This is a genomic window from Microcoleus sp. B3-D7 (genome assembly GCF_036705305.1).
In the GTDB taxonomy this organism is placed as follows: domain Bacteria; phylum Cyanobacteriota; class Cyanobacteriia; order Cyanobacteriales; family Microcoleaceae; genus Microcoleus.
The window spans coordinates 20,915-45,230 of the sequence record NZ_JAUBUE010000036.1; the positions used below are offsets into that span (position 1 = coordinate 20,915).

Genomic DNA, 24,316 nt, shown 5'->3' on the forward strand with positions numbered 1-24,316 from the left:
CCGAACTTAATCAAAACACGCAACATCGCCTAAAACCAAGTCCTCCAACTCCCCCAAATCCTCTAGGTTTCCCCCGCTGTGCAGGATCGGCGGTCAATCTAAAATCTCAAATATCAAACCAAGCCGTCCAAATGCCCCTATTCCTTTCGATCCCGCCAGTGCAGGATCGCTGGTCAATCTAAAATCTAAAATATAAAATTTAAAATCGGTTGCCCGATCGCTTCTAAGATAAAAAAACGGTGGTTAAGAAGGTCTTTAAAACTTATGCGAGTGTTCGTCTTACTCTTCAATGCCCGCACCGAGAATGAGGGAATTCATACCATTCAACTCGGCGATCGCAATAAAGTTCTGATGTTTGAGTCAGAAGACGACGCCACCCGCTTTGGCGTGATGTTGGAAGCTCAGGATTTCCCAGAGCCCACTGTCGAGGCGATCGACGAGGAGGAAATTAAGGATTTCTGCAACAGTGTTGATTATGATTGGGAACTCATACCGGCGGGGGCGCTGGAGATTCCGCCAGAAAACAATGTAACACAAACTCAGTGGCAGCCGGAGCCGGAGCCGGATCTCGATCTGGATTCTGAGGTGTCCCAAAACGAACTGGATTCTATTCGCCGCCGACTCGAAGGACTTTTGTAAAAGGAAGGTTCGGGAACGGATTGTGTAGCGGAGCTAACGGATGGATATTGAGATTCGAGGCTCGATGTGAAGAAGGAAGAGGGAAGAAGGATAAATTTCATCTCTTCCAGCGTACTCAATCAAGGGCTTCATTTGTAGATACAGGCTTGCAGGCTGAACCTGGGAGTCTGTATGTCTCTTGACTTCGCTTGAAGACCGACAACTGACAATTAACAACTGAGAAAAAATGAAGAATTTGGAAGAACGGGGCCATCTGCTGACTGAACAGGTGAATACCAACAGCGAGAATTTAGACCAACTCAGTTCGATCGAATTAGTGGACTTGTTCAACCGGGAAGACGCCCAAACCTTAAGCGCGATCGCCCGTGCCCGCGAACAGTTAGCCCAAGCGATCGACATTGCAGCCGAGTCTCTGCGTCAAGGAGGTCGCCTGTTTTATGTCGGTGCGGGTACTTCCGGGCGTTTGGGGGTGCTGGATGCGGCTGAGTGTCCCCCCACCTTCTGCACGCCGCCAGAACTCGTACAGGGCATAATTGCCGGGGGTGCGGGGGCTTTGGTGCGGAGTTCGGAGGATTTGGAGGATCGGGCTGAAGATGGGGCTGAGGCGATCGCCCACCGTCACATTACCAACTTAGATGTGGTTGTCGGGATTACGGCTGGAGGTACGACGCCGTTTGTCGCGGGCGCTTTGCAGGCGGCGCGCCAGCGGGGGGCGAAAACTGTGTTTATGGCCTGCGTACCCGTCGAACAAGTGAATTTTGAGGCTGATGTTGATATTCGGTTGTTGGTTGGCCCGGAGGTAGTGGCGGGTTCGACGCGCTTGAAAGCGGGTACAGTAACAAAAATGGCTTTAAATATCATTTCGACTGGGGTAATGGTGAAGCTGGGGAAGGTTTACGGCAATCGGATGGTTGATGTGGCGGTGACTAATAAGAAATTGCGAGATCGGGCTGTGCGGATGTTGCAGGATTTGACTGATTTAAGCCGGGAGGAGGCGGGTTTTTTGCTCGAAAAAAGCGGCAAGTCTGTAAAATTAGCTTTGATGATGCACTGGACTAATTTGGAGAAGGAAGAGTGCGATCGAATTCTGGGCGAGTTTCAAGGGAATTTGCGATCGGCTGTAGCATCAATTAGTCAGTAGTCATCAGTCATTAGTGATTAGTGAGAGGTGATTTGTTAGCACAATGTTTTTCGCCGATTATGCCCCATGCCCCATGCCCCATTCCTATTCCCAAGTCATTAGTGATTAGTCTTTTGCACCATCGATTCAAAAAATTGTGAAATCTTTTCAGTGGACCTGATGTGATAAACACTTTTGGTATTTTGAGCGCGATCGACATACTCGCGATATCTGGGAGTCAAATACTTGTGACACAACCAAAGAACACGGTAACTATTAATTGAACTCTTCAAGATCGGACTCTTTTGGGGCCAGCCTTCTGGCGGTATAAACTTACCTGTAATCAGCCGTTTAGTCACCCACCAGAAATGCACGTATAGGGGCAGATCGACAAAAACCAGAGTATCTGCCTCGTTGAGTCGAAGCCATAGGGTTTCCATGCAACCAAACCCGTCAATAATCCATCGGTCAGTCGCCAAAATTTTCTCATGGGTATGCTTATATTCTTCATTGGGAACCTCAGCGCCCCCAGATTGATATTGAATTTTATCCAAGGGGTAAAGTGGCAAACCAGTGATTTCCGATAATCTCTTGCTGAGAGTTGATTTACCACCTCCAGCGTTGCCAAACACCGCTACTTTTTTCATAGTTACCCTTTTAGTAATTTAGTTATTAGTCATTAGTTATTAGTTATCAGTAGCGGACTCAAAGCTGAAGGTAGAGCGAATTTGTAGCTTTCAAAAAAGTCAATTTCGGTGATTTTTGACGTGGATCATTGACGTTTTTTAGAAATGCGATTAGGGTCAGTATATATATTTGTTATTTGGCGATCGCTTGGATATTTTATCACACAAGCGGTCGCGGTTCGGTATTGTCGATCGATTTGTAAAATATCGGTCAAATCTAAGGCGATCGCTCCTTAGTTAAAAAAGCCGTTTCTGAAGCCAACGCACCTAGTACGAGACTGCTGGATACTCTACCCACTTTAAATTCTCAAACCGAGTCATATGCAACCAAAGCCTAACCTTAACCTATACTCATCCTTGGCGCATCTCCCCGGGCTGAAAAAAAGCTACACTGCCAAAATTATGGTGGTTGCATTTTTAGGCACGCACGTTCCTTTGCTAACCTTAATGGTCTGGTTTCTTACCTCAAACGCTTACTCTGTAGAGACATCAGTCCGGGTTCTGCTGATTGCTCTGCTGGCGACATTAGCAGGTACGGCAGCAACGCTTTCTACGCTACGCTACCTCCTGGTTCCGGTAATCTTAACCTCGGAGGCTCTACAAAACTACCTCGATACAAGAAGATTGCCGAACTTACCCACAGAGTTTACTGATGAAGTCGGTACGCTGATGGCAAATTCTTCACAAACGCTTTACAAACTAGATGAATTGATTCATTACATTACCCACTACGATGAACTGACTGGATTGCCAAATCGTGACTTATTCTGCGATCGCCTGAATCAAACCCGATCTCAAAATCACTCACCCTTGGTCGCAGTGCTGGTATTGGGTATCGACGATTTCACAGGGATGCGCCATGCGTTGGAGCCTGGGATATGCGACTTACTAATTAGAGCAGTTTCCCAACGGGTGGTACAGTGCATGGATGGGTCAGATGTCTTGGCGCGTTTGAGCGACGGTGAGTTTGCGATCGCTCGCAGCGAACTCCACTCGCTGGAGAGTGTGGTCAAGCTATCCCAACTGCTGCTGAGTACGCTAGCAAAACCTTTCTCTGTAGAGGGTCAACCGATCCACCTCACCGCCAGTCTTGGCATTACATTGAACCATTTAGAAAATACCAATTCTCCAGAGCAACTTCTTCAGCAAGCTCACTTCGCACTTCATCAGGCAAAGCAGCAAGGGCGGAGTCACTATCAGTTTTATTCACCCGAAATGAACGTTCAGTTACAGGAGCGACTGGCCCTAGAAAATAGCCTGCGCGGAGCGCTGGATCGTAACGAACTACTGGTTTACTATCAACCGCTGATCGACTTGCACGGCGGACGCGTGACAGCAACGGAGGCGCTGGTTCGCTGGCAGCATTCTACAGAGGGTTTGGTCTCTCCGGCAAAATTTATTCCGATCGCCGAAGCCAATGGCGAGATCGTCTCCATTGGTGAATGGATCTTGCGAACGGCTTGCGCTCAAAACCGTCGCTGGCAACTGGCAGGGCTGCCAGCCCTGCGGATTTCGGTGAATCTGTCGGCTCGACAATTTGAGCAGGCGAATCTGGTTGAGATGGTTCGCCAAATTTTGGCAGAGACCGAACTCGAAGCTGCGTATTTAGAACTGGAAGTGACTGAAAGTGCATTGATGACTGACATTGAGCGATCGGTCAAAACCTTAACGCAACTGCGAGAACTTGGCGTGTCCCTCGCCCTAGACGACTTTGGCACAGGTTATTCTTCCCTCAACTACCTGCAACGGTTTCCGGTTAATATGCTCAAGATCGATCGATCCTTTGTCAAAGATGTACTGTCTAACCCGGACAGCGCCACCATTACTGATGCGATCATTGCTCTGGCAAAAAGTCTGCGGTTAACGATCACCGCAGAAGGCATTGAAACCAAGGAGCAGCGTGACTACCTGCAAGCGCGAGGCTGCGATGAAGGTCAAGGGTTTTACTTCAGTCGCCCTGCTAACGCTGATACAATCACCAAACTGCTAAAGGACTCGTTTCAGTCTGATGCAGCATCTATCGCTCTTGCCACCCACTTTTAAGCTGAACCAGTCAAGAACTCGCCGTCAACCCGAAGGGTATGACGGAAGCTTGCAAAAAGCTCTGACTTGACCGGATTAAGTTGGCTTTCACCGGTAATGCGATCGTCAACTCAGTACCCATGCCTGCAGTTGAGTTGACGGCGATCGTAGCGCCGTGTTTTTCCGTCCACGACTGTATAACAACCAATCTCTCAAAACAGCCACCCCGATTATTCTCTCAAAGTTAAACGTAAAGCGCTCTCGTTTTTAGATTCCTGACTTCTCCAAGAAGTCGGGAATCTGGGTATGCTGTTTTTTAGGCGTTGACAAAAACAGAAGATGTAAGCTGACTTTCACTTACACCTTGCACGATGCCCAAATAATTGTTCCCCGACTTAATCGCCGTAGAAGCGACACTTGCCCCTCCATCTAACTGCAAACTCACAGCTTCAAAAGTCAAGTTTGCAAACCCGATACCGTCCGTCAAACCAATTTTATCCCCAGCCCCAAAATCGACGATTACGTCTGCACTTATTAAAGTAGCGGCCGCAGACAAACCTCCTGCTAGGATAAACGTATCATTTCCAGCACCGCCGGTCAGCATATCTTGCCCGCGATCGCCCGCCAACAAATCGGGCCCGTTACCGCCAACCAAGACATCATCTTCTTTGCCGCCGCGAATAGTATTGTTACCGTCCGATCCGATTAGTCGATCGTTATCGTTATTGCCGCTGATAAAATCATTGCCAACACCGCCCTCAATTGAATCCGACTCTTTGCCGCCCGATAAGCTGTCATTGCCGCCTGCGCCATTAATTGTATCCGCACCTTGCATTCCATTAATGCTATCAACACCTTCTCCCCCAGTGATATTGTCTTTGCCGGAAAGGGCAAAAATTGGCAATCCCGCAGCATTTGTTGGTATTTGAGTATCGGCACTATCTGATAGGAAATAATTGCCGTCGCTGGCTGTATTTTTGGGTGCTGTCGTCGGGCTGCCGTCCCCTATAGCATTGGGTATTGGCGAAGTAATCGATACCGATGTGTTCGGAGTTGGTGTGGGTGTCGGTGTCGGTGTCGGTGTCGGTGTCGGTGCGGGATTGACACTACCGTCAAGAGAAGTCGCAAAAACTTGCGTCCAATAGTGATTCCAATTTTCTGTGCCCGTATCGTCGGCTAAGAAATAGTAACCGATGCCAATTTCTTTGAGATTCGGGTTAAGAATGTTAGCGCGGTGGCCGCTGCTGTTCATCCATGATGATACAACTTGTTCGGGTGTAGAAGAGCCCGCAGCGATGTTTTCTGCTGCTGCTGAGAATTGATAGCCCGTTGCACTAATCCGACTTCCTAATGACGAACCATCTTTTCCAGTATGGGAAAAGAAGTCTTGCAGTGCCATGTTTTGGGTGTGATTTTCCGCCGCATTTAGTAACTGAGTATTTAAGGTTAGCGGGGACAAACCTAGTTTACTGCGTTCGATATTGGTAAGTTCTAAAACTCTATTAATAAAGTTTTGATTGGTTGGGCTTGGTGCTACTTGAGAGGCCGATCGCTCTCCTGTTAAAGTGTCCAAGGACTGAGAACCGGAATTTTCTAGTTGTTCAAGCATGGGGATGATCGATAGTTTTAAGACTTGGTTTTGCTGGTAGATGGCTTACCGTCTTAACGATAGTTTCCCCGATTAGTAGCTAGCTGGGCAACATTAAATACTTGTATTAATCCCTGCCGCTGCTTTATCTATCTTGATTATAGCTGTTGTCAAAGTGCGGATGTCAAGCTCCCGGCTCTGGTTGGGAAAGGGAAGAGTACGCTCGAATTTAAGGATAGTTTCAATGGAATTTGCGATCGCCCGTCGCATCAATACAATTTTAAATTTGAGATTTAAGATGTGAGATTTTTCCTGATTAGTAAGGTTGGCGCTACCCAACCAGCCCGCTGGCTGGCTGGCTAGAAACCCGGTTTCTACAAGTTTTGCAGACAGGAACAATAAATATAGGAAGAAACCGGGTTTCTGAATTCTGTGTGGGATCGCGAACGGAGTTTTTAGTAGAATCCTCACAAAAAATTCTAAATTAATTCACAATTCACAACCGCGCAGGGTTGTTCGTACTCAGCAAAGCAATCTCAAGATTTCAAACTATTTTCTTGTCCGGCTTTAGCCTCCTGAGCAACTTGTTCAACCTCATCTTTGGCGAGAATTTCCAAAGCCACCTCTGCTTCTTTACCGCCCAACCGCCGGAGAGCTTGGGCGACTCTGTAACGGATTTGCCAATCTGCATTGGAAGCGTAGGGAAGCAGCAGCGGCAGCGCCCGTCGATCTCCCAATTCACCTAATGCGCTAATCGCAATAGTTTGGATCAATTCATTTTCAGAATTCAGGGCATTTTCTAACATCGGAAAGGCTTTCGGATCTCCCATTTCTCCCAAAGCCGCGACGATGCTGAGTTGCACCAGCCATTCAGATGTACTGCTGTAAACTTGCTGTAAATCTTCTAAAGCATCGGTTAATTTCAATGCGCCCAAAGCATCGGCTGCTGCTGCTTGCACGTCAGGTTCGGGGTCGTTGTTCAAGCAGTTTCGCAATACCTCTAAAGCGTTCGGCAGATTCTGCGTGCCGAGGGTTGATAATTGGCTGACTGCTGCGTAGCGAACCCGGACGTTGTTGTCGCCGATCGCAATTTGAATCAGTTGATAGGCGATCGCGGGTTCTAGTTGTCGCAGTTGGTTGACTGCTCGCAGTCTTTCGCCAAAATCCTCGGAATTCAGCAATTGTTCGACAGACTCAGGGGTAATGCTCATTCGATTTTAAATTTGATAATTGGTAATTGGGAGGAAGGAAGAAGGAAGAAGGAAGAGGGAAGAAGAAGAAGCAAGAAAGAAAAAATAGCTCTGCGTCTATTCCTAACTTCCGTGTCGTGAATCTAGATAATTGGTAATTGCAAAAAGTCAGCGAGATTGAAAGAGCGATCGACTCATTTTCTGATACAGTCCTGGAACTGCAACAGTTAATTTAAGATTCGGCAGCCATCGATCGGATAATATCTCCCCTAGTGAGGATGCCGATTACTTTGCCGGCAGTATCAAGCACGGGCAATCGGTGGATACTGCGATCGTGCATCAGTTTGGCAGCTTCTTGGACAGATTTGTCGGGCCCGATGGTAACGGGTTCTGTACTCATCGCTTCTCCTACTGTTTGTCCTAAAGCCTTGTGCAGATCTCGCTCGTAACGAGAGGGATTTTCTAAGTAAATCACGCTGTCGAGCACCATGATGTAAGCGGGGGGAGTTACGCCGGTTTCCCGCCACATCAAGTCGGTTTCGGAGATCACTCCTACCAACACGTCATTCTCATCTACGACGGGAAGACCGCTAATGCGTCGATCGGCTAAAATTTTAATCGCTTCGTTCAAGGGCATTTCGGGTCGCGCCAAAATCGGCTCGCGGCTCATTACATCGGCTACTGTTTTTGGCATGATTAGCGGTTGATTGAGTTGTTGCTCTAAATCGATCATATAGGGAAATCGTGACACAGACTGAAGAAAGGCAGCTCTGCTGAAGGGATTAGTTAGAAGGTAGAAGGAAGGAAAAAGTTTGAATGCCAGAATTTTGCTGTTTTTGTCGATCGCACTATAAAATTCTGCCGTTTGCCTCCCTCCGGCGAGCGATCGGCTTGAGAAGATTGTTAAGATATCTTAAAGAGCGGATAAATCCTTACCAATGCCAGAATCTCCAGCCCGAGAACCAGACTCCCAACCAGAAGCGCGCTGTGTATTGGTTTGCCAGTATCAATCTTGCCTGAAAAATGGTTCAGCAGCAGTGCTAGCTGCTTTTGAAGCTCAACAAGTTGCCGGGGTGAAAGTGGAGGCCTGTAGTTGTCAGGGACAGTGCACCACTGGCCCGACTGTACGAGTTACCCCAGACGAAATTTGGTATTGTCGAGTTAAACCGAGTGATGTACCGTTAATTGTGGAAGATCACCTCAAAGAGGGGAAACATGTAGAGGCGCTGTTCAATCCGAGAATTCATGCGCGTTATTCTTATTAAGATTGACTTGATTCGGTGAAACTTCCAAGATCGGGCGCATCTAATTTTAATAGTTATTGTTAAGGAACTGGCACTTTGAAAATCCAAGGAATTGCGCTGAGTTTGTTAGTCCTAATTCTGGGGCGTCCGTTGGCGGTTGCTGCTCAAACGTCGGCGGTTTCTGGGGATATTTGTCCTGGGGAATTGGGGGCGCAAGTAGATGCGATCGCCAATCGTCCCGAATTTAGTCGATCGCGCTGGGGCATTTTGATTCAACCTCTATCTTCTACTACTACTCTCTACAGCCGCGACGCCCAAAAATATTTTATTCCAGCATCAAATGCCAAGCTGCTAACCACAGCCGCTGCTTTGCAGAAACTCGGTGCAGATTTTCGGATTAAGACTTCGGTTTACAGCGGCGAAAATGGGAGTTTGTACGTTGCTGGCAGGGGAGATCCGAGCATTGCTGAGGCTCAGTTGAAATCTTTGGCGCAGCAGTTGAAGCAGCGGGGAATCAGTCAAGTTAACCAGTTGATTGGCGATGACAGCTATTTTCAAGGCAGTGCAGTCAATCCGAATTGGGAATGGGAAGACGCGCAAGCTGGCTACGGAGCGCCGATTAACAGTTTAATTTTCAATCAAAACGCGATCGACCTTCTCTTGTCCCCGCAGGCGATCGGGCAACCTCTGAAAGTTACTTTTGCCGAACCAAAGCTGGCAAATCAGTGGCAACTTCAGAACAATACTGTTACCGTCGCTCAAAACGAATCTGAGTTTATTGAAGTTGGCCGGGAGTTCGATCGACCTATAATTCGAGTGAGCGGACAGTTGAAAGTTGGTGGCGAACCTGAATCAGCTTATGTGGCAGTTGTCAACCCCGCTAATAATTTTTTGCAGTATTTTCAACAAGCCCTGGCGACTGAGGGGATTCCTGTTAAACAGGCTTTAGTTGCATCGGCTTCTGGCAATTTAAATCAAGAATTAGCGACCGTTGAATCGCCGCCGCTGGCGGAATTGGTGAGAGAAACTAATCGGGAAAGCAACAATCTTTATGCAGAAGTTTTATTGAGATTGCTGGGAAAAGTTACAGGCAAGATGCCTGTGCCACAAGAGGATACAGGTGAAAGCGGTTTGAAAGAGCTAAAGGCAGTTTTAACTCAATTAGGAGTAAATCCAAACAGCTACATATTAGCCGACGGTTCCGGCTTGTCTCGGCACAATTTAATTACTCCAGAAGCCTTAGTGGAAACTTTGAGATTTATGGCCAATTCACCTGCTGCATCGATTTACCGCCAGTCACTGTCGATCGCTGGGGAGAGCGGCACTTTGAAAAATCGCTTAAATAATACACCAAATCGCGTAATTTTGCAAGCAAAAACAGGAACTATGAGCGGAGTTTCGGCGCTGTCGGGATATATCGAAGTTCCGAATTACGAGCCGCTGGTGTTTAGCATTATCGTCAATCAATCTGACCTATCGACTGCAAAAATGCGATCGGCAACGGACGAAATTGTGCTATTATTGAATCGCCTGCGCCGCTGTTAAAACAATACATTTAAGGTGATAAACTTGAACTCAGTAGTTACACCTAAAACACAGGACACCCCAAAACCCTACAAGTTTTAAGTTTAATTAGATTGCAGCGGCGGGGATCGAAAAGCAGCTACAATAAAAGTAGAAAAATTAACAGCATTGGGCCGTTTCAGCCTGCTACCAGTCGGCGGGTTGTGTACTTCCCGAAAATAAGTCTAACTTTCCAACTATGAATTCTTTCGATTCCGAACAGCAACACATCTTTGTCGAAACCAATAACATCCGCCTGCACTGCGTTTCTCAAGGAGAAGGCGAGCTCGTTCTCCTCCTGCATGGGTTTCCAGAGTTTTGGTACTCTTGGCGTCATCAAATCCCTGCTTTAGCGCGTCATTTCAAGGTTGTGGTGCCGGATTTGCGGGGCTACAACGATTCCGACAAGCCGGAAAGCGGCTATGATTTAGATACGCTGAGCGCGGATATTCGCGGTTTGATTGCGAGCCTCGGTTATACAAAAGCTCACGTTGTAGGTCATGATTGGGGAGGAGCGATTGCGTGGCACTTAGCTCAAAAATTCCCCGAACAACTCAACCGCTTGGCAATTTTAAACGCTCCGCACCCGCAGCGATTCGTGCAGGAAATGGCGAGCAATTTAGATCAAATCCGCCGCAGTTGGTACGTTTTGGCGTTTCAGGTTCCCGGCATTCCCGAATGGTTGATCCGGCAAAACTTGAAAGATTTTGTACACAATGTTTTTCAAGGACAAGCTGTTCGCAAAGGATCTTTTAGCGCTGAGGAAACTAAGATTTATCAGACTGCTTTAGAAAAGCCGGGAGTATTAGCCGCAGCTATCAATTATTACCGGCAGATGTTTCACCCGCAGAGGCTTTGGAATTTGGGGCAGAAATTAGAACCTGTGACAGTGCCTACTTTGGTGCTTTGGGGAGAAGAAGATGCGTTTTTGAGCCACAAACTTGTAGAAGGTTTAGACAGATTAATTACTGCTCCGTTTAAGTTGAAATTAGTTCCTCACTGCGGTCACTGGATTCAGCAGGAAGCGCCGCAAACGGTGAATCGAGAATTGCTGAGTTTTCTAAGAAATTCTTCTCGTTCTGTGGCTGTGGCATAGAAGGTTTTAAACATTGCAAATGAAAACCCGGTTTTACAGCTAAACCGGGTTTTCATCTGTCTAGGGATAGGTTTTTTTTAGGGTGCGTCGTGCCTAGAGTTTCTGGATTACCAGAGAATTCAAGCTAGCTGACGCACCCTACTTATTTATTAGTCCCAGAGCAAATTTTCTTGGATCAGCAGTGCAATCATCGCAGTTCTGGAACACACACCGAGTTTGATAAAAATCCGCCTCACGTAAGTAGCAACCGTCCAGTGACTGATGTTTAAATTTTTGGCAATACATTTGTTGGGCAGCCCTTGGGCTACTAATTGTGCGATCGCTCTTTCCCGTGGACTCAGGCTAATTTCCGGTTTGTAACTTTTGCTTTGCATACTTTTGCAGTGAGGTAACGAGTTAAAATCTAATCAATTAAGGGTAGAATTCCGAGTTTTTCTCGAACTTCAGATAAAGGAGTTTCCCAATCAGATGCAACGTCCCAATTAATTAGCCGAGTGGCTAATTTTCCGTGTTTTAAGCCTTTGATAATTTGTCCGATCGCGCATTTGCCGCTGATCAGTCCAACTAACACTAAAATCGCACAAGAAGGACGAAATACTTGAGCGCGAGTAAACGCTTGAAGTACCAATTCATCTTCTGTTGAAGCTGAAAGACCGGTCAGAACGTGCCAAACGTCGTGGTTTCGCTGAATCCAGTCTCCCGATGCGATCGGCTCAAAGCCTTGTTCGTCTAGAAATCGCGCCACTTCGCACCCTAATGTTCCTGCTGGCAGTTGGCGCAATTTTGCCAAGTCTATTTCAAAATGTCGATCGCTCTCAATTTGAGGATTAATTGTTTGAGCCATCTTTAATATAACTCCTAATTGACCGTCAGCCATAATTTATTCTCCCTTCAACAATGATTTAAGTTTCGAGCAAATTAATTTATGTTGGTCAAGTTCATTTTTGCGCTGAATCAATACGATTTTTTTACGGACTGAACTTAGAAATCGTATTTTCTGTCAAAGCAATCGGCTGTCAGGAGCTTTTACATTTCTTTACAAGCATTCTTAGATTTGAAATCTGCTACCTGTAAAAATCGCCCTAGTGTTTGGAATCCCAACTTGACTCACCGGGAAGTACCAGTAAAATCCACAGTATTTAGCGGTGATTGGAACCCCCTTACTTACGTATATAAATTTATTCTGCTGCTAATTATTGGAACCTGCAATGAGTCAGAAGTTGAAGCTTGCAGACCTCGTGATGCAGGTGCATACAAGTGAAGAGAGTTGAAGGGAGCTGAAGTAAGGTGAAGTTATGCAGAGTTGATGTTTCGGAATTACGCAGTAGTGCCAATCCCCCGTGGTTGCCGAATTTGTCCTAGCAATCATGGGGGGTTGCCCGTATGTCGTTAGAATGTAGCTCAAATGAGTCACCCTCATTTGAGCGACTTGTCAAATATCTTCACCAACAGCTACAAATAAAGTAGAGATTCATATCATACAAGGTGTTGCTGTGAAAAAACTTTCTATTTTGTTATCCACAGGAGTTGTGTCATTGATTTGGTGCACTGCTGCTAGCGCTACGACTTATGTTAATCCTAACGGTAAAACTACTTTAAACCTGTCAGAAAAAGGGAACAATCGCAGCGGTTTTTACATTACCAAAGTAGGCAATCGGGAATTTTTGGGCAATATTCAAATTACCCGTTCCGAAGGAGCAGCAGGCTCTTACTATTACAATGGGACTTTCAAAGACAGTGCGAGCGGCCCTGGCCGAAAAATTGTTTGTTCTGGGGATATTACCATTGTTAGGCGTCAAGTTGGAAGGAGCAGCCAATTGGGAGCCGAAGTTACTTGGAAGGTGAAAGGAGGAGAAAATTGTCCTTCTATGGGCCAGACATTTAAAGTAAATTTAGTTGAAGCTTTACCGCGTCCTAATGCAAGTGGTGACTATACTTCTAGCAATGCTAATACTTGGCTGGGCCAAACTTCTGGCTTAGGAACTTGGCCGTCTTGGCGAGTCACCTCGCGGGATGGAGAACTCAACTGTCGCCAGACTCCCAATGGAGCAATCAAACAAGTTTACCGCGCGAATCAAGATCCAATTGCTGCTGAACTCAGGGGAACAAATGCAATTAAAATTGAGAATGATCAACCCTGGCTGCTGACAACAAAAGGCTGTTATGTGCGGGCTAATTCTCAATACGTTCAGCCAGTTTCTATGCCACAGTAAGTGACCAAAGTGATAAATAAACTGCTGCTCATCTCAAAGCATGACTTCTTAAATAAAGAAGTCATGCTTCTGGGTGTTCTGTTTTTTTAACTTGTTCTACTTAAAACCTAATTTGCCATTTAGTGGCCCAGCAGCAAAGCTTCTTCTGCCAAATCTTGGCTTTCAATAACCTTTGGTTCCTTCAGGATAAAAACACAAAGGAAGCACACAATTACAGCCGCAATTCCGAGTAGCTCAAAGAAGCTGCGGTTGCCTGCCACTGTTTGGGGCAGAAAGCTATAAATGGTCGCATAAATTACAGAGCCGACACTGCCGTAAGCACCGATGTTGCCGGCAATTTGACCAGTTGCTTCTGGTTTAATTAAGGGGGCGATGCCAAAAGTTGCGCCTGCTGCGGCGAAGACAAAGAAGGCACATAACATGGTCATGATAATCACAATTGCTAAATGCCAGTTGGCGCTAATTTGGCTCATTATTAAATACCCCAATCCCACTCCGCCCGTCATGACTGTCAGCGTCCACTTGCGGCTGCCGATTTTATCAGAAATTAAGCCTCCGGCTGGACGGCTGACCAAGTTCATCAGCGGATAGCTAGCAGCTAGAGGCCCGGCGATCGCATGATTTAGATTAAAGGTGTGTTCAAAAAATTCCGGTAACATGGAAACCACAGCGAGCTCTGAACCAAAGCTGACTGCATAAGCTAATTCTAATACGAATACTTGACTGATTTGATAGCGTTCTTGAGGTGGGTAATGTTTTTGACCGGTGACAACTTCTCGGTTAACTTCCCAGGCTTTGTAAGCCTGAATTAAATAGAGTGCTGTCAAACTAATCCAAACAGCGTACATCACATTTGCCGTCAGAAAATTTGCTTTCTGCAAGCGCCACACAATCAAAGCTAAGGCACCAAATAGAGGAATATTGGTCATCGACAGTGCCCAAAAGCTTTTGGCGCTGGTGACTTCCATTGCGCCGTTGCGGGCGGGGCGCTGATAGACTTTGCCGGGAGGAGTGTCTTGAACGTTGCAGTAAAAAATGACTCCGAAAACTGCTGTGGCAATTCCAGTAAGGGCGATCGCCAGCCGCCAATTTGTGTGTCCGACTGAGAGAAAAGCTGTTCCTGCCGCGATCGCCGGTAACGCTGCTTCTGCGGCAAAAGAGCCAAAGTTGCCCCAGCCTCCATAGATACCTTGAGCGAAGCCGATATCTTTTGGGGGGAACCATTCGGCAACTAAGCGAATGCCAACTACGAATCCAGCGCCGACAATTCCCATTGCCAAACGGCTCAAAACCAACTGATTGAAGTTTTGGGCAAAGGCGAATGCCAGTGTAGGAAATGCTGCATACACCAGGAGTGAAGAGAAGGTGATGCGAGGCCCGAAGCGATCGAGCAACATCCCGATAATAATACGTGCAGGAATTGCGAAAGCTAAGTTACATAAACTGATGATTCTGGCTTGCCCAACTGTCAATCCCAAATCGTGCTGCACCGTTGTGCTGAAGGGTGCGTAGTTGAACCACACTACGAAAGTTAAGAAAAAAGCCAACCAACTCAGGTTCAGAATCCGAAAAGGTCCTCTGAACGATAAAAGCCCTTGAAGCATATATAACAACTTGTCCTAATAAATAATACAGATTATTAATTTCGAGTTGACTTTCTAACTGTTTGGGGTAACGGTTTATTTACTTTCGCGCTTTTATCCGTTGCGTTCCAATTCAAGTGGATGTCCAGAGGAAAAATTGTATACAAAGTTACTGTTTATCCTCAAAACGCCAGTTCGCGCATCGAATTGATGCGGCTATTGCATTTAAGTCTAAATTTAGTAATAAATACTTATTGCGTTAAAAATCAAAAAAATGTATATTTGAATACAGAAATTAAATTTATTTTAATAACAGGTAAGTAAAAATGCTTGTACGTTTAACCGAAAGAGAAACCCAGCAAGGCGATCGCCACTCAACCAGTGCCATGAACAACGGATTAAAGGTTAAATCAAGACTTTTTAGTTTTCTGACAGTATGTGTAGCAGTGGCTGGATGCTTGGGAACTGCTCCTGGGGCGATCGCCCAGGAAGCTCAACCGCAAGTAAAAGCACAGGCGATCGAGCAATCCAATCAGCAGACAGTCAACAGCACGACAAGTCAACCTACTGCTGCGCCTCAATTCGATGCAGCAGCGCAAGAAGAAATTGCTCAGATGTTGCTGGGATTTATCTATTTTGTGTTGCCAGTGGGTGTGGGCTTAACTATTTTTCTGCACGACAAATATGCTCAGAAGCGCTCTGCTACTCTCAACCAGCAGATAGAAGTTTTAGAGATTTCCTTGCACCAAACTCCTCAACATTAAACAACGTCGTGAAATACTCTTCTTTTAGAACCCCGACTTCATCGAAGAAGTCGGGGTTATTTGTATTATCTCAAATGCTTTAGCCCGACATCTTAAAAAAACAGAATAAACAGAGCCCCGACTTCTTTAAAAAGTCGGGACTCTAACAGCTATCGGATTTATTAACTAAAAGATTTAGATTTCTTCCAAATCCTCTACATCTTCTACATTGTTTAGATCTTCTACATTGTCTAGATCTTCTGCATCCTCATCCTCATTGTCAACAGGGGCAACAGAATTAGCAGAAACCACAGCACCAGTCTCAAGTTTCTTTTTAACTAGCTCCTCAATTTCATTTTTGAAGTCGGCATTTTTCTCCATGTGTTGGATCACTTTGTCTCGTCCTTGAGCTATGTTTTCGCCGTTATAGCTATACCAAGAACCTTTTTTGATAATTACTCCCATTTCGTCTGCCAAGTCAGTAAGACAGCCTAAGGTAGAAATGCCTTTGCCAAATACAATGTCAAATTCGGCAATGCGGAAAGGCGGAGCAACTTTATTTTTAGCAACTTTAACTTTCGTGCGGTTGCCGTACTCTTCTGTGCCTTTTTTCAAGGTTTGAATCCGGCGGATGTCGAGTCGCACGCTGGCGTAGAATTTGAGCGCGTTACCGCCAGTTGTGGTTTCGGGGTTGCCGTAAGTTACGCCGATTTTCTGCCGCAATTGGTTGAGGAAAATGACGGTACAGCCAGATTTGCCGATATTACCAGTGATTTTCCGCAAAGCTTGGCTCATCAAGCGCGCTTGCAAACCCATGTGGGAGTCGCCCATGTCGCCTTCGATTTCGGCGCGTGGGACGAGGGCGGCTACGGAGTCAATTACTACGATATCGACGGCGACGGAACGCACGAGTTGATCGACAATTTCTAGACCCATTTCACCGGTATCCGGCTGGGAAACTAATAGATTTTCAATATCGACGCCTAAAGCTGAGGCGTAGGTGGGATCGAGGGCGTGTTCGGCATCGACGAAGGCTGCGATACCGCCGGATTTTTGGACTTCGGCGATCGCGTGGAGGGCTAGAGTGGTTTTACCGGAACTTTCGGGCCCGTAAATTTCAATGACTCGGCCTTTTGGCAAACCGCCGCCCAAAGCAATGTCCAGTGTCAGGGCTCCGGTGGAAATGGTTTCTACCCTCATGCGAGTGGAGTCTCCCAATCGGACGATCGCCCCTTTGCCAAAGCTGCGCTCGATTTGGGAGAGTACGGAAGTTAGAGCTTTTTGCTTTTCTGAGTTTTCAGTGGAAGTTTTTATAGACGTATCTCTTTTTGCCATTTGCGGTACGCGGGTAGACCCCTTGCGGAGCTTGTTGATTAACTGTACAACACGTATGTTAGCAGTTATTTTTAGGGTCTGGAGGTTCTGCGGGGATTTGGTTTAAGATTCTTGATTTTGGGGGTGGTTCAGCCTGAGCCAGCTTTCAGAAGGCTCTAATCTAGAAGGTATTCGGCATCCGGCAGAGGGTAGAATTATTGTCTGTTGGGGGATGTAGTTGGTATCGATCGCTCTCGGAGTGAGGTTTAAGATGGTCTACAGTTCCAAATTCCGTGAAGCGTAGCTATCCCGGAGGGAATCGCCACAATTAGGACAAGCATGGGATCTACAACACATCAAGACACATCTGTTAATACCAAAAATTCCCGCTGGCTGATGAACTTATTGGCGATCGGCATTTTACTAGGTATCGGATTTCGCTTTTTTGAGATCGATCGCAAACTGTACTGGCACGACGAAGCTTACACATCAATCCGCGCCGCTGGTTTCACCCGCCAAGAAATTGACGACGAACTATTCCAAAACCGGATTGTTCCCGCACCCGAATTGCAAAAATATCAGCGGATTAAACCGGGAACTACAGAAGCAGACACAATTCGTTCTTTAGCACTAGAAGACCCGCAGCATCCGCCTTTATACTTTCTCATAGCCCGTTGGTGGATGCAGCAATTTGGCAGTTCTCTAACAGCATCTCGCAGTTTGCCAGCAGTATTGAGTTTGCTGTCGCTGCCTTTGATGTACGCTTTAGCTCAGGAACTTTTCGCCTCGAATTTGGCGGCGTTATTAGCAACAGCACTTTTGGCTTTATCTCCCTTTGACCTCTTGTTTGCTCAGACAGCAAGGCAGTACAGTTTGCTGACAGCGACAGTTATTGGCAGCAGTTGGCTGCTGCTAAGAGCAGTGCGGTTGCGGGGTTGGCAAGATTGGGTATTTTACTCGCTGGCGATCGCCTTTGGTTTCTACACTCACCCTTTCTTCAGTTTAACACTCATTGGACACGGAGTTTTTATAATTGCTTACTGGTTGTTTGTCAAAAAAACAAAATTGCCAGGTCACGTAACTAATTCCCAATTTTTCTTAGCAGTAACAGCAGCTTTAATATTGTATATTCCCTGGATTTACGTGCTGGCGACAAACCTGGAACGAGCATCAGCTACGACAGATTGGACGCGAGTATCTCCGGGTTGGCTGTATCTTGTCAAATTGTGGACACTCAGCTTTACAGCCTTATTTTTTGACTGCGACTTCGGGTTTGATAATATTTGGACTTATCTGCTGAGATTGCCATTTTTGCTGTTAATTGCGGCAGCCCTTTACATAATCTGCCGCAGGGTTAGCACTTCAACTTGGCTGTTTATTGTAACATCAATTTTTGTACCTTTTTTGATACTGGCATTACCGGATCTCATCCTAGGTGGCAAACGTTCTGCCGTCAGCCGCTATCTGATTTCCTGCTTTCCCGGAGTGCAGCTAGCAGTTGCTTACTTGCTCGCCAGTAACGTGAAAACTCAGCAGCGGTTTTGGCAAGTCATTTTAGCCTTGGTATTTACAGCAAGTGTAGCCTCTTGTACGGTCAGCGCTTTTTCTGATACTTGGTGGAGCAAAGACTTGAGCTATTTTAATGCTGAAGTTGCGAAAATTATTAACAAAGAGGCGATAGCTAATCGGTCGATTAAAGATACAATTGTAATTAGCGATCGCGGCAACGATTTTACGAACATGGGAGATTTGCTGTCTCTGAGTTATTTGCTCGACAAAGACGTGAGGCTGATGCTGATGAGCCAGTCGCCAGATATGGAGATGCTGAACAAATATTCGGCTCCCCTGGTGTTCCGCCCTTCGGAAAAATTGCGATCGGCACTCAAGCAAAATCAACGCCGCTTAGAGCCAATTTTGCAGTATGCCAGACTTTTTCGAGCGCGGCGAGCTTCTTAGAGCAGATTGACAGAAATGGAAGATCGTCCCCGGTAGGGTACGTCAGTCGATTGTAGATTGTAGATTTTAGATTTTAGATTTATTCCACAGATGAATCTGGGAGATTAAACTTTGGTCTACAATTTTTGGAGACTCACGACAGGAGTAAGTGGCACAGTATCGGTTTTTGGGCGGGGTCAGAAAAAACTGTTTGAGTTGCCTCAAATATTTCGACTGACGCACCTTAAATCACTATTTGGGCATTTTTGTCAATATTCCCGGTAAGGTCCGTCAGAAAAAAAACTGTGTGAGTTGTCTCAAATATTGGGGCTGACACACCCGACATCATCAGCAATAATTATTTGAATACTTAGGATAAAAAGCAATGCAAGAGTTAAATAATTCATCTTCCGAATCCGCGCAGAAGTTTCGGAATCTTCAGACCGAATTACGCGAACGTTGGCGAGCGATAGAAGAATTCGACAGCGGAGATTGTGACATTATTATCATTCCTTCTGTCAGCTTAGATCAGCAAGAAATGCGGAAAATTGAGGGTGCTTACCACTACGAAGAGCGGCATTTATTTTCATTGATCCGCCTGCGAAATCCCCGCACGCGCTTAATTTACATTACCTCGGAGCCCTTGCACCCGATGATTGTGGATTATTACCTGCAATTGCTGCCGGGAATTCCATTTTCTCACGCGCGCGATCGGCTTTTGCTGTTCAGTGCTTACGATGCTTCTGCAAAATCTCTCACCCAGAAAATTTTAGAGCGCCCCCGCTTGATGGAGCGCATTCGTCAAGCAGTGCGGCCGACAAAATCTTATATGGTTTGTTATAACTCGACGCCCTTAGAACGCGAGTTATCTGTTAAATTGGGGATTCCTTTGTGGGCCAGCGATCCCGATCTGTTATACTGGGGAACAAAAAGCGGCAGCAGGCAAATTTTCCAAGAATGTGGCGTGCCTTATCCTGACGGTTCCGAGTTGGTTTGGAATGCGGAAGATTTAGCAGAAGCTGCCGCTCAATTGTGGGAACGGCAGCCGGATTTGCAGCGGATGGTAATTAAGTTAAATGAAGGATTTTCGGGGGAAGGAAATGCAATTCTAGATCTGCGTTCCGTGGCAAGTAAAGCGCCTCACGAAAGAGCGAAGGCAATTGGGGATTGCTTCCATAATTTGCGCTTTCAATCCACAGGCGAAACCTGGGAAAATTTTAGCAGCCGCATTCCCGAATTAGGGGCAATTGCCGAAGCATTTATCGAAGGAGAAGAAAAGTTCTCGCCCAGTGTTCAAGGCAGAATTATTCCCAGCGGGGAAGTAGAAATCCTCTCCACTCACGACCAGATTTTAGGAGGCCCAGACGGCCAAATTTTCTTGGGTTGCCGATTCCCTGCGGACGAATCTTATCGGCTGGCGTTGCAAGAATTGGGATGGAAAGTCGGGCAAAACTTAGCTAAAAAGGGGGCTTTAGAGAGATTTGGAGTAGATTTTCTCGCTGTAAAGCAATCCGATGGGAAATGGGATCTTCAAGCAATAGAAATTAACTTACGTAAAGGAGGCACAACTCATCCGTTTATGGCTTTGAAGCTGTTAACAAACGGTCGGTACGAGCGTACTAACGGATTATTTTACAGCCAGCAGGGCCGTCCGAAATATTATGTTGCTTCGGACAATTTGAAAAAAGAGCGCTATCGGGGATTATTACCGAACGATTTGATGGATATTATTGCTGACAATCAACTGCACTTTGACAGCGGTACAGAGACGGGCAGCGTGTTTCATTTAATGGGTTGTTTGTCGGAGTTTGGCAAATTGGGACTGACGAGTATCGGCAATTCGCAGCAAGAGGCAGAGGAGATGTATAACAAAGTGGTGAAAGTGCTCGATCGCGAAACATCGTACTAAATTTGCTGGAATGGCAGCACGATCGGAAGTTAAGCCAATTTTAAATTTTGACCTTCATTAATCTGTAGTAGTAAGGTGCGCCTAGCGCACCCTACTGAGGGTTGTAGCTAATTTTTAGCGGGATAAAGGGGCGTGGGGTCGATCGAACCTGTACGGTTGAGTGGCCAAAAACGCACAATTGCCCTACCGATAATATTTTGCTTGGGCACAAAGCCCCAATAATGGCTGTCACAGCTTGCGTTGCGGTTGTCGCCGAGCACCAAGTAAGAATTTGGAGCTACAACTACAGGCCCGTAGGGATACTGCGGAATTTCTTCAATATATTTTTCCTGTAGCGGCTGCTTGTTAATAAAAACTTTTCCCTCTTTGACTTCCACACTGTCCCCCGGCAGTCCGATCACTCGCTTGATATAGGCATCTTTGATCGGTGGCGGCTGTCCCGTACACAAACTAGCCGGGTCAGGAGGCATAAATACGATAATATCTCCTCGCTGGGGCTCTTGGAATCGATAGCTTACCTTATCTATAATTAATCGATCGTTAATTTGTAAGGTAGGGAGCATCGATCCCGTGGGAATGTAGCGTGCTTCGGCAACCAGGGTGCGGATACCAAAGGCTAAAAAGGCTGCTAAGCCGATCGTCTTAATTCCTTCGATCCAAGGATTTTCGGTGTCTTGCGGAGGTTTTTCGTCGGCTGACTTGTCTAGACGAGTCATAGGGTATTGTAGTGACTGAGCTGGATACGAATTATAAACTTAATAATGCTTCCATGCTAGCACGCTGTTTACTCAATTAATGGTATCTTATGACTCCCAAATCAAGTTTGTTAATCCGTCGCGCTCGCATTCTTTTGCCCAATGGTGAGTTTTTGGTAGGAGATGTGCAAATCTGCGATGGCAAAATTGTCAAAGTTGCTGCGGAAATTGTCGAATCTGGCGATCGAGAAATAGATGCCAAAGGCTTAACTCTGTTACCCGGAGTAATTGATCCCCAGGTACACTTCCGGGAACCGGGTTTAGAACACAAGGAAGACTTATTTACCGCTAGCTGTGCTTGCGCTAAAGGCGGCGTGACATCGTTTCTGGAAATGCCGAATACGCGACCGCTGACCACAACTCAAGCTGCCTTAGATGATAAACTAAGTCGCGCTGCCGAGAAGTGTTTGGTGAATTACGGCTTTTTTATTGGTGCAACGCCCGAGAATTTGCCGGATTTGTTGAATGCGAATCCGACTCCGGGAATTAAGGTGTTTATGGGTTCGATGCACGGTCAGCTTTTGGTCGATGGAGAAGCAACTTTAGAGGCGATTTTTGCCAAGGGCGATCGACTAATTGCGGTACACGCAGAAGACCAAGCTAGAATCAATCAGAGGCGTCAGGAATTTGCCGGGATTTCCGATGTTGCCGTACACTCGCAAATTCAAGACAACCAAGCAGCTTTATTGGCTACTCAGCTAGCATTAAAACTTTCTAATAAATATCAGCGCCGTCTGCACATTCTGCACCTTTCAACGGGGGATGAAGCTGAGTTGTTGCGTCAGGAAAAACCGAGTTGGGTGACAGCAGAAGTTACGCCGCAGCATTTGCTGTTAAATACCAGCGCCTATCAAAAAATTGGCAGTTTAGCTCAGATGAATCCGCCTTTGCGCGAACCCCGCGATAACGAAATACTTTGGCAAGCTTTACTCGACGGCGTAATTGATTTTATCGCCACCGACCATGCGCCGCATACATTAGCAGAAAAAGCTCAAGATTATCCGAATACGCCGTCTGGAATGCCGGGAGTCCAAACTTCTTTGCCTTTGATGCTGACACAAGCAGTAGAGGGAAGATGTACAGTTGCTCAAGTTGCTAATTGGATGTCGGCGGCAGTTGCTAAGGCTTATAAGATTCCTAACAAAGGGGCGATTGCTCCGGGTTTTGATGCCGATTTAGTATTAGTAGATTTGGATAATTATCGACCTGTGCTGCGAGAAGAAATGGTGACAAAGTGCGGCTGGAGTCCCTTTGAAGGTTGGAATTTGACTGGGTGGCCAGTTGTAACTGTTGTTGGAGGAAAAGTTGTTTTTGAGAATGGTAAATTGGATACAAATGTGAGGGGAGAAGCCTTGAGATTTGACGCTGAGCAAGCATGAATTTAGCTCAAGTGTTATAATTGGGTATTCCTGCATCGCAAAGGCGATTTTACCCATTCTCCTCGAAGAACTAGAAACACAACTCCTGGCCTTAACTCCGACTGAGAAAGCTGAAGTCATCCGGCTTTTAACCCAAAGTTTAAACAATAGTTGGCCAGGAATTACCAAAACTCCTGACGTTTGTGGTGGCGATGCTTGCATTGCCAAAACTCGCATCCCAGTTTGGCTGCTTGAAAGTTTTCGCCGTGAAGGTTCAAGCGATGCTGAACTTCTACAATTTTATCCCCATCTCAGCGCGGCCGATCTAGTCAATGTTTGGACTTATGTTGATGCACATCTGGAGGAAATCGAAGAAGCAATCTGCAAGAATGAGGAAGCCTGAGTCATGCTGAATTTGTATGCAGACGAACAATTTCCTTTGCCCGTTGTGCCATTGCTGCGCGCTTTTGGTCACAATATCCTGACTGTTCAGGAAGCAGGAAAAGCAGGACTTGGGATTCCCGATCCAGAGGTGCTAGCATTTGCTATAAGTAAAGATAGAGCTGTTTTCACATTAAATTGGTTTGATTTTATCGGAGTGCACAACCGACAGCCAGACCACTCTGGTATTATTGTTTGTACCAAAAATCGGAATGTAGAAATGTTGGCAATACGCATCAATGATGCTATTGCTGGTGAAGAAAGTTTGAGAGGCAAGTTAATTCGTGTCAACCGTCCGCAGTAAGTACGCGCGAGCGAAGCTATCTTCCCGCAGAGGTTCCCGAAGGGTAGGGAATCGCACTAGCTCAATTTTCCCATTGCCAATCCAATAACTCGCCATTACCAATTACTTCAGCTTGCCGCCCGTTATCGAGATAACTTAAAGAAATTTGCAAATAATTTTCTGGTTTGTACTGCAATCTTTCCGCCCATTCGATCGCCACAATTCCCAAATCCCTTTCTAATCCGTCCCAATAACTTTCTAAGTGCAAAGCCTCGGCTTCTTCGGGTTCTAGTCGATACAAATCTAGATGATACAGCGGAATTCGTCCTCCAAAATACTCGTTAATCAGTGTAAAAGTAGGACTCTCAATCGAGTCTGAGATTCCTAAGCCTTCAGCGATACCTTGAACCAAGGTAGTTTTGCCTGCACCTAAATCTCCTTGTAATAAGATTACAGTGCCGGGGGGGAGCGATCGACCTAACGCAACACCAACGTTGCGCGTAGCCTCAGAATCGGGAAGCAAAGTTTTCATTTCAATAATTAGTCATTAGTCATTTATTATTAGTTATTTGTTATTTGTTATTTGTTAGTCGCTGGCGGCTGCCAATAACCAATAACTAATAACATTAGTCAA

At 46.1% G+C, this 24,316-nt stretch carries 25 protein-coding genes; 13 read left to right on the plus strand and 12 right to left on the minus strand.

From position 1 onward, the window contains the following. The first annotated feature begins 264 nt into the window (after positions 1 to 264). Both QUB25_RS21425 and murQ read left to right on the plus strand, forming a co-directional pair. Complete coding sequence (locus QUB25_RS21425) at positions 265 to 639, plus strand: DUF3110 domain-containing protein (RefSeq protein WP_190660024.1); 375 nt, start codon at positions 265 to 267, stop codon at positions 637 to 639. 226 nt (positions 640 to 865) lie between these two features. After that, positions 866 to 1,780: an N-acetylmuramic acid 6-phosphate etherase gene (gene murQ / locus QUB25_RS21430; protein ID WP_333042206.1), complete on the plus strand. Its 915-nt coding sequence runs from the start codon at positions 866 to 868 to the stop codon at positions 1,778 to 1,780. A gap of 98 nt (positions 1,781 to 1,878) precedes the next feature. On the opposite strand, the gene QUB25_RS21435 is transcribed toward murQ, so the two are convergent. Continuing rightward, positions 1,879 to 2,406 (minus strand): adenylate kinase, encoded by a 528-nt coding sequence (locus QUB25_RS21435; protein ID WP_333185845.1) that lies wholly within the window; start codon positions 2,404 to 2,406, stop codon positions 1,879 to 1,881. 441 nt (positions 2,407 to 2,847) lie between these two features. On the opposite strand from QUB25_RS21435, the gene QUB25_RS21440 reads away from it, so the two are divergent. Further along, on the plus strand, positions 2,848 to 4,488 hold the full coding sequence (locus tag QUB25_RS21440) for a bifunctional diguanylate cyclase/phosphodiesterase (protein ID WP_333185847.1): 1,641 nt from the start codon (positions 2,848 to 2,850) through the stop codon (positions 4,486 to 4,488). A 10-nt stretch (positions 4,489 to 4,498) separates the two neighbouring features. Here the strand turns inward: QUB25_RS21440 and QUB25_RS21445 are convergent, their stop codons facing one another. From QUB25_RS21445 to QUB25_RS21465, 5 genes are all read right to left on the minus strand, one after another. Next, positions 4,499 to 4,675, minus strand: a complete 177-nt coding sequence (locus tag QUB25_RS21445; RefSeq protein WP_333185850.1) for a hypothetical protein — start codon at positions 4,673 to 4,675, stop codon at positions 4,499 to 4,501. A 108-nt stretch (positions 4,676 to 4,783) separates the two neighbouring features. After that, complete coding sequence (locus QUB25_RS21450) at positions 4,784 to 6,076, minus strand: CAP domain-containing protein (RefSeq protein ID WP_333185853.1); 1,293 nt, start codon at positions 6,074 to 6,076, stop codon at positions 4,784 to 4,786. Positions 6,077 to 6,169: 93 nt separating this feature from the next. Further along, positions 6,170 to 6,526, minus strand: coding sequence for a hypothetical protein (locus tag QUB25_RS21455; RefSeq protein ID WP_333185856.1), 357 nt, complete (start codon positions 6,524 to 6,526; stop codon positions 6,170 to 6,172). A 65-nt stretch (positions 6,527 to 6,591) separates the two neighbouring features. Continuing rightward, positions 6,592 to 7,266, minus strand: a complete 675-nt coding sequence (gene nblB / locus QUB25_RS21460) for a phycobilisome degradation protein NblB (protein ID WP_333185859.1) — start codon at positions 7,264 to 7,266, stop codon at positions 6,592 to 6,594. Positions 7,267 to 7,477: 211 nt separating this feature from the next. Next, positions 7,478 to 7,978: a CBS domain-containing protein gene (locus QUB25_RS21465; protein WP_333185862.1), complete on the minus strand. Its 501-nt coding sequence runs from the start codon at positions 7,976 to 7,978 to the stop codon at positions 7,478 to 7,480. Between the two features lie 205 nt (positions 7,979 to 8,183). Here QUB25_RS21465 and QUB25_RS21470 point away from each other — a divergent pair, with 205 nt between their 5' ends. The 3 genes from QUB25_RS21470 to QUB25_RS21480 all read left to right on the plus strand — a co-directional run bounded on the left by QUB25_RS21470 (position 8,184) and on the right by QUB25_RS21480 (position 11,148). Then, positions 8,184 to 8,510 carry a (2Fe-2S) ferredoxin domain-containing protein gene (locus QUB25_RS21470; protein WP_333185865.1) on the plus strand — a complete coding sequence of 109 codons (327 nt, stop codon included), beginning with the start codon at positions 8,184 to 8,186 and terminating at the stop codon, positions 8,508 to 8,510. Between the two features lie 75 nt (positions 8,511 to 8,585). After that, a complete protein-coding gene (dacB, locus tag QUB25_RS21475) occupies positions 8,586 to 10,034 on the plus strand; it encodes a D-alanyl-D-alanine carboxypeptidase/D-alanyl-D-alanine endopeptidase (protein WP_333185867.1) in 1,449 nt (482 codons plus the stop codon). Positions 10,035 to 10,251: 217 nt separating this feature from the next. Then, positions 10,252 to 11,148 (plus strand): alpha/beta hydrolase, encoded by an 897-nt coding sequence (locus QUB25_RS21480; RefSeq protein WP_333036913.1) that lies wholly within the window; start codon positions 10,252 to 10,254, stop codon positions 11,146 to 11,148. A 149-nt stretch (positions 11,149 to 11,297) separates the two neighbouring features. Here the strand turns inward: QUB25_RS21480 and QUB25_RS21485 are convergent, their stop codons facing one another. Together QUB25_RS21485 and QUB25_RS21490 are read right to left on the minus strand one after the other, a co-directional pair. Beyond that, positions 11,298 to 11,522 (minus strand): helix-turn-helix transcriptional regulator, encoded by a 225-nt coding sequence (locus tag QUB25_RS21485; protein ID WP_333036912.1) that lies wholly within the window; start codon positions 11,520 to 11,522, stop codon positions 11,298 to 11,300. 29 nt (positions 11,523 to 11,551) lie between these two features. Beyond that, entirely contained in the window at positions 11,552 to 12,025 is a 474-nt protein-coding gene (locus QUB25_RS21490) for a Coq4 family protein (protein ID WP_333036911.1), read from the minus strand. Positions 12,026 to 12,641: 616 nt separating this feature from the next. On the opposite strand from QUB25_RS21490, the gene QUB25_RS21495 reads away from it, so the two are divergent. Next, positions 12,642 to 13,361: a hypothetical protein gene (locus QUB25_RS21495; RefSeq protein WP_333185872.1), complete on the plus strand. Its 720-nt coding sequence runs from the start codon at positions 12,642 to 12,644 to the stop codon at positions 13,359 to 13,361. A gap of 119 nt (positions 13,362 to 13,480) precedes the next feature. On the opposite strand, the gene QUB25_RS21500 is transcribed toward QUB25_RS21495, so the two are convergent. Then, positions 13,481 to 14,965, minus strand: coding sequence for a NarK family nitrate/nitrite MFS transporter (locus tag QUB25_RS21500; protein WP_333185874.1), 1,485 nt, complete (start codon positions 14,963 to 14,965; stop codon positions 13,481 to 13,483). A 305-nt stretch (positions 14,966 to 15,270) separates the two neighbouring features. Here QUB25_RS21500 and QUB25_RS21505 point away from each other — a divergent pair, with 305 nt between their 5' ends. Further along, positions 15,271 to 15,708, plus strand: a complete 438-nt coding sequence (locus tag QUB25_RS21505; protein ID WP_333185877.1) for a hypothetical protein — start codon at positions 15,271 to 15,273, stop codon at positions 15,706 to 15,708. A gap of 174 nt (positions 15,709 to 15,882) precedes the next feature. Here the strand turns inward: QUB25_RS21505 and recA are convergent, their stop codons facing one another. Further along, complete coding sequence (gene recA / locus QUB25_RS21510) at positions 15,883 to 17,022, minus strand: recombinase RecA (protein ID WP_333036907.1); 1,140 nt, start codon at positions 17,020 to 17,022, stop codon at positions 15,883 to 15,885. 318 nt (positions 17,023 to 17,340) lie between these two features. Here recA and QUB25_RS21515 point away from each other — a divergent pair, with 318 nt between their 5' ends. Together QUB25_RS21515 and QUB25_RS21520 are read left to right on the plus strand one after the other, a co-directional pair. Continuing rightward, positions 17,341 to 18,957, plus strand: a complete 1,617-nt coding sequence (locus QUB25_RS21515; protein ID WP_333185880.1) for a glycosyltransferase family 39 protein — start codon at positions 17,341 to 17,343, stop codon at positions 18,955 to 18,957. Positions 18,958 to 19,321: 364 nt separating this feature from the next. Next, the gene (locus tag QUB25_RS21520) at positions 19,322 to 20,845 is read left to right on the plus strand and encodes a peptide ligase PGM1-related protein (RefSeq protein WP_333185882.1); all 1,524 of its coding nucleotides are present in this window, start codon (positions 19,322 to 19,324) and stop codon (positions 20,843 to 20,845) included. Between the two features lie 107 nt (positions 20,846 to 20,952). On the opposite strand, the gene lepB is transcribed toward QUB25_RS21520, so the two are convergent. Further along, complete coding sequence (gene lepB, locus QUB25_RS21525; protein ID WP_333063294.1) at positions 20,953 to 21,561, minus strand: signal peptidase I; 609 nt, start codon at positions 21,559 to 21,561, stop codon at positions 20,953 to 20,955. Positions 21,562 to 21,650: 89 nt separating this feature from the next. On the opposite strand from lepB, the gene QUB25_RS21530 reads away from it, so the two are divergent. From QUB25_RS21530 to QUB25_RS21540, 3 genes are read left to right on the plus strand one after another with little or no spacing between them, the layout of a single operon-like run. Further along, positions 21,651 to 22,979, plus strand: coding sequence for a dihydroorotase (locus tag QUB25_RS21530; RefSeq protein ID WP_333185885.1), 1,329 nt, complete (start codon positions 21,651 to 21,653; stop codon positions 22,977 to 22,979). A 55-nt stretch (positions 22,980 to 23,034) separates the two neighbouring features. After that, entirely contained in the window at positions 23,035 to 23,361 is a 327-nt protein-coding gene (locus QUB25_RS21535) for a DUF433 domain-containing protein (RefSeq protein WP_333185942.1), read from the plus strand. A gap of 3 nt (positions 23,362 to 23,364) precedes the next feature. Beyond that, complete coding sequence (locus tag QUB25_RS21540; RefSeq protein WP_333185888.1) at positions 23,365 to 23,703, plus strand: DUF5615 family PIN-like protein; 339 nt, start codon at positions 23,365 to 23,367, stop codon at positions 23,701 to 23,703. A 61-nt stretch (positions 23,704 to 23,764) separates the two neighbouring features. On the opposite strand, the gene tsaE is transcribed toward QUB25_RS21540, so the two are convergent. After that, on the minus strand, positions 23,765 to 24,214 hold the full coding sequence (gene tsaE, locus QUB25_RS21545; RefSeq protein ID WP_333185890.1) for a tRNA (adenosine(37)-N6)-threonylcarbamoyltransferase complex ATPase subunit type 1 TsaE: 450 nt from the start codon (positions 24,212 to 24,214) through the stop codon (positions 23,765 to 23,767). Between the last annotated feature and the right edge of the window lie 102 nt (positions 24,215 to 24,316).

Coding starts and splice junctions, on each gene's coding strand:
- QUB25_RS21505 (WP_333185877.1), top strand. CDS start 15,271: ATGCTTGTACGTTTAACCGAAAGAGAAACCCAGCAAGGCGATCGCCAC.
- QUB25_RS21465 (WP_333185862.1), bottom strand. CDS start 7,978: ATGATCGATTTAGAGCAACAACTCAATCAACCGCTAATCATGCCAAAA.
- QUB25_RS21425 (WP_190660024.1), top strand. CDS start 265: ATGCGAGTGTTCGTCTTACTCTTCAATGCCCGCACCGAGAATGAGGGA.
- nblB (WP_333185859.1), bottom strand. CDS start 7,266: ATGAGCATTACCCCTGAGTCTGTCGAACAATTGCTGAATTCCGAGGAT.
- QUB25_RS21540 (WP_333185888.1), top strand. CDS start 23,365: ATGCTGAATTTGTATGCAGACGAACAATTTCCTTTGCCCGTTGTGCCA.
- QUB25_RS21485 (WP_333036912.1), bottom strand. CDS start 11,522: ATGCAAAGCAAAAGTTACAAACCGGAAATTAGCCTGAGTCCACGGGAA.
- lepB (WP_333063294.1), bottom strand. CDS start 21,561: ATGACTCGTCTAGACAAGTCAGCCGACGAAAAACCTCCGCAAGACACC.
- recA (WP_333036907.1), bottom strand. CDS start 17,022: ATGGCAAAAAGAGATACGTCTATAAAAACTTCCACTGAAAACTCAGAA.
- QUB25_RS21435 (WP_333185845.1), bottom strand. CDS start 2,406: ATGAAAAAAGTAGCGGTGTTTGGCAACGCTGGAGGTGGTAAATCAACT.
- QUB25_RS21530 (WP_333185885.1), top strand. CDS start 21,651: ATGACTCCCAAATCAAGTTTGTTAATCCGTCGCGCTCGCATTCTTTTG.
- QUB25_RS21470 (WP_333185865.1), top strand. CDS start 8,184: ATGCCAGAATCTCCAGCCCGAGAACCAGACTCCCAACCAGAAGCGCGC.
- QUB25_RS21450 (WP_333185853.1), bottom strand. CDS start 6,076: ATGCTTGAACAACTAGAAAATTCCGGTTCTCAGTCCTTGGACACTTTA.
- QUB25_RS21490 (WP_333036911.1), bottom strand. CDS start 12,025: ATGGCTGACGGTCAATTAGGAGTTATATTAAAGATGGCTCAAACAATT.
- murQ (WP_333042206.1), top strand. CDS start 866: ATGAAGAATTTGGAAGAACGGGGCCATCTGCTGACTGAACAGGTGAAT.
- QUB25_RS21480 (WP_333036913.1), top strand. CDS start 10,252: ATGAATTCTTTCGATTCCGAACAGCAACACATCTTTGTCGAAACCAAT.
- QUB25_RS21520 (WP_333185882.1), top strand. CDS start 19,322: ATGCAAGAGTTAAATAATTCATCTTCCGAATCCGCGCAGAAGTTTCGG.
- QUB25_RS21515 (WP_333185880.1), top strand. CDS start 17,341: ATGGGATCTACAACACATCAAGACACATCTGTTAATACCAAAAATTCC.
- QUB25_RS21500 (WP_333185874.1), bottom strand. CDS start 14,965: ATGCTTCAAGGGCTTTTATCGTTCAGAGGACCTTTTCGGATTCTGAAC.
- QUB25_RS21440 (WP_333185847.1), top strand. CDS start 2,848: ATGGTGGTTGCATTTTTAGGCACGCACGTTCCTTTGCTAACCTTAATG.
- tsaE (WP_333185890.1), bottom strand. CDS start 24,214: ATGAAAACTTTGCTTCCCGATTCTGAGGCTACGCGCAACGTTGGTGTT.